The sequence below is a fragment of the Salipiger sp. genome (assembly GCF_059781815.1).
Genome location: NZ_JBYNAH010000340.1, coordinates 1 through 3399, shown reverse-complemented (window position 1 = coordinate 3399; position 3399 = coordinate 1). Strand labels below are relative to the sequence as shown.

Annotated in this window: 3 protein-coding genes; all 3 read left to right on the top strand. The window is 64.9% G+C overall.

Annotation, left to right across the window (positions count from 1 at the left end):
* Window positions 1–17 precede the first annotated feature (17 nt).
* The gene (locus tag AC6RA4_RS24265) at window positions 18–1385 is read left to right on the top strand and encodes a CmpA/NrtA family ABC transporter substrate-binding protein (protein ID WP_500164699.1); all 1368 of its coding nucleotides are present in this window, start codon (window positions 18–20) and stop codon (window positions 1383–1385) included.
* A gap of 199 nt (window positions 1386–1584) precedes the next feature.
* Window positions 1585–2667, top strand: coding sequence for an ABC transporter permease (locus AC6RA4_RS24260; RefSeq protein WP_500164698.1), 1083 nt, complete (start codon window positions 1585–1587; stop codon window positions 2665–2667).
* 25 nt (window positions 2668–2692) lie between these two features.
* Window positions 2693–3399: ABC transporter ATP-binding protein (locus AC6RA4_RS24255; protein WP_500164696.1), on the top strand; the 707-nt coding region annotated here is incomplete at its 3' end.

Here is a 3399-nt window from a genome sequence, read left to right as displayed (position 1 = left end):
GACCGAAAGGAACAAAGATGAAAAAACTCATTCTGAGTCTTGTTGCGACGACAGCCCTTGTTGCGCCGGCCACCGCAGAAATGCTGGAGCTGGAAAAGGACGAACTGACCTTCGGCTTCATCAAGCTGACCGACATGGCGCCGCTGGCCGTGGCCTATGAGCAGGGCTATTTCCTCGACGAGGGCCTGTTCGTGACCCTCGAGGCACAGGCAAACTGGAAGGTTCTGCTCGACGGCGTGATCGGCGGCCAGCTCGACGGCGCCCACATGCTCGCCGGCCAGCCGCTCGCCGCCACCATCGGCTACGGCACTGAGGCGCACATCATCACGCCCTTCTCGATGGACCTGAACGGCAACGGCATCACCGTGTCGAACGCCGTCTGGGAAGAGATGAAGCCCAACATCCCGACCAATGCCGACGGCCTGCCGCAGCACCCGATCTCGGCCGAGGCCCTGGCCCCGGTGGTCGAGAAGTACAAGTCCGAGGGCAAGCCCTTCAACATGGGCATGGTGTTCCCGGTCTCCACCCACAACTACGAGCTGCGCTACTGGCTCGCCGCCGGCGGTCTCGAGCCGGGCTACTACTCGCCCGAGAACGTCACCGGCCAGATCGGCGCCGACGTTCTGCTCTCGGTCACCCCGCCGCCGCAGATGCCCGCCACCCTCGAGGCCGGCACCATCTACGGCTACTGCGTGGGTGAGCCGTGGAACCAGGCCGCCGTGTTCAAGGGCATCGGCGTTCCGGTGATCACCGATTACGAGCTGTGGAAGAACAACCCCGAGAAGGTCTTCGGCATCACCGCAGAGTTCGCCGAAGAGAACCCCAACACCACCAAGGCCGTGGTCAAGGCGCTGATCCGCGCCGCCATCTGGCTCGACGAGAACGACAACGCCAACCGCATGGAAGCGGTGGAGATGCTGTCGCAGCCCGAATACGTGGGCGCCGATGCCGAGGTGATCGCCAACTCGATGACCGGCACCTTCGAGTACGAGAAGGGCGACAAGCGCGAGGTTCCCGACTTCAACGTGTTCTTCCGCTACAACGCCACCTACCCGTTCTACTCCGACGCAGTCTGGTACCTGACCCAGATGCGCCGCTGGGGCCAGATCGCCGAGGCCAAGTCGGACGAATGGTACGACGAGGTCGCCAAGTCGGTCTACAAGCCGGAGATCTACCTCGAGGCCGCCCGCGCGCTGGTCGACGAGGGTCTCGCCAACGAGGCCGACTTCCCCTGGGACAGCGACGGCTACAAGGAAGCGACCCCGGCTGCCGACATCATCGACGGCATCCCCTATGACGGCCGCACCCCCAACGCCTACCTCGAGAGCCTGCCGATCGGCCTGAAAGGTGAGCAGAAGGTCGTCGGAAACGAGATCCAGGGCTGATTTCCCTTCGGGGTTGCGCCCGCCGGGCGCACCCTGAGGACACGGTAAATGACTGGCGGATGCATCTTCCGGATGCCTCCGCCCCCTCCTCCCGAGACAGACTCCCCAGACAGACTGCGGGACGGTGGGTGGGGCGATGCGCCCCCGGCGCGAGCGCCGCTCACCGGACCGATCCATCCAACCGCCGAGGACTCCTCAGATGACAACCGTCGATCCCGAATACGCCCGTGAAGCCGAGCGCGAGGCCCGCCGGGCGCGCCTGTTCACCCGCATCAACAAGGCCGACGCATGGTTCCGCGTCCTCGGCCTCGCCTGGATTACCCCGATCCTGAAAGCCGCCGCCGGCGACAACCCCAAGGCCCAGATGAAGGACATCTGGCTGCTGCTGGGCGTGCCGCTTCTGGCCATCATCGGCTTCCTGCTGCTCTGGGGCACGCTGGCGCCCAAGGTGCAGACCTCGCTCGGCGCGGTCCCCGGCCCGGCGCAGGTCTGGGAAGAGGCGGTGAACCTGCACGAGGACGCGCAGGCCAAGGCCGCCAAGAAGGCCAAGTTCGAGACCATGGTCGCGGCGCGCAACGAGAAGCTCATCGCCGCCGGCAAGGCCGATCAGGTCAAGAACGTCGCCTATACCGGCGCGCCGAGCTACTACGAGCAGATCTGGACCTCGATCAAGACGGTGTTCTTCGGCTTCCTGATCGGCTCCTGCGTGGCGATCCCGCTGGGCATCCTCGCCGGCCTCTCGCCTTACGCCAACTCCGCCATCAACCCGCTGGTGCAGATCTTCAAGCCGGTCTCGCCGCTGGCCTGGCTGCCGATCGTGACGATGATCATCTCCGCCGCCGTGGCCACCAATGATGGCCTGTTCTCCAAGTCCTTCCTGATCTCGGCGATCACCGTGACGCTGTGCTCGCTGTGGCCGACCCTGATCAACACCGCGCTTGGCGTGGCCTCGATCGACAAGGATCTGGTCAACGTCTCCAAGGTGCTCAAGATGAACACCTGGACCAAGATCACCAAGCTGGTGCTGCCCTCGGCCCTGCCGCTGATCTTCACCGGCCTGCGCCTGTCGCTCGGCGTTGGCTGGATGGTGCTGATCGCCGCCGAGATGCTGGCCCAGAACCCCGGCCTCGGCAAGTTCGTCTGGGACGAGTTCCAGAACGGCTCCTCCTCGTCGCTCGCCAAGATCATGGTCGCGGTCTTCACCATCGGCATCATCGGCTTCCTGCTCGATCGCGTGATGTTCGCCCTGCAGTCGCTCTTCACCTTCTCGAACAACCGCTGAACCGGCGTCGTCAGGAGACAAACTCATGAGCATTCTCAAGTTCGAAAACGTCTCGAAGAGCTTCGGCGAAGGCACCCACAAGACCGACGTGCTGAAGGGCATCGACCTCGAAGTCCGGGAGGGCGAGTTCCTCGTGCTTCTCGGCTTCTCGGGCACCGGCAAGACCACGCTGATCAACCTGATGGCCGGGCTGGAAAAGCCCTCCAAGGGCCGTGTCACCTTCAAGGGTGCCGAGATCCAGGGCCCCGGCCCCGAGCGCGGCGTGATCTTCCAGAACTACTCGCTGATGCCGTGGCTCACGGTGAACGGCAACGTCCAGCTCGCGCTCGACAGCGTCTTTCCGAAGATGCCCAAGGCCGAGAAGGAAGCCACCGTCGCCAAATACGTCAAGATGGTCGGCCTCTCCCACGCCACCACCCGCCGCCCGGCGGAGCTCTCGGGCGGCATGCGCCAGCGCGTCAACGTCGCCCGGGCGCTGGCCATGAGCCCCGAGGTGCTGCTGCTCGACGAGCCGCTCTCGGCGCTCGACGCGCTGACCCGCGCCAATCTCGCCGACGAGATCGAGCAGATCTGGGAGCAGGACAAGAAGACCTGCGTGCTGATCACCAACGATGTCGACGAGGCCATCATGCTGGCCGACCGCATCATCGCGCTGAACCCGGACGGCACGCTTGGCACCGAGTTCCCGGTGACCATCCCGCGCCCGCGCGACCGCGGCGAGATGAACCATGA

Bases quoted from the DNA above. Each gene is read 5' to 3' on its own strand.
- AC6RA4_RS24265 (WP_500164699.1), top strand. From the start codon at position 18: ATGAAAAAACTCATTCTGAGTCTTGTTGCGACGACAGCCCTTGTTGCG.
- AC6RA4_RS24260 (WP_500164698.1), top strand. From the start codon at position 1,585: ATGACAACCGTCGATCCCGAATACGCCCGTGAAGCCGAGCGCGAGGCC.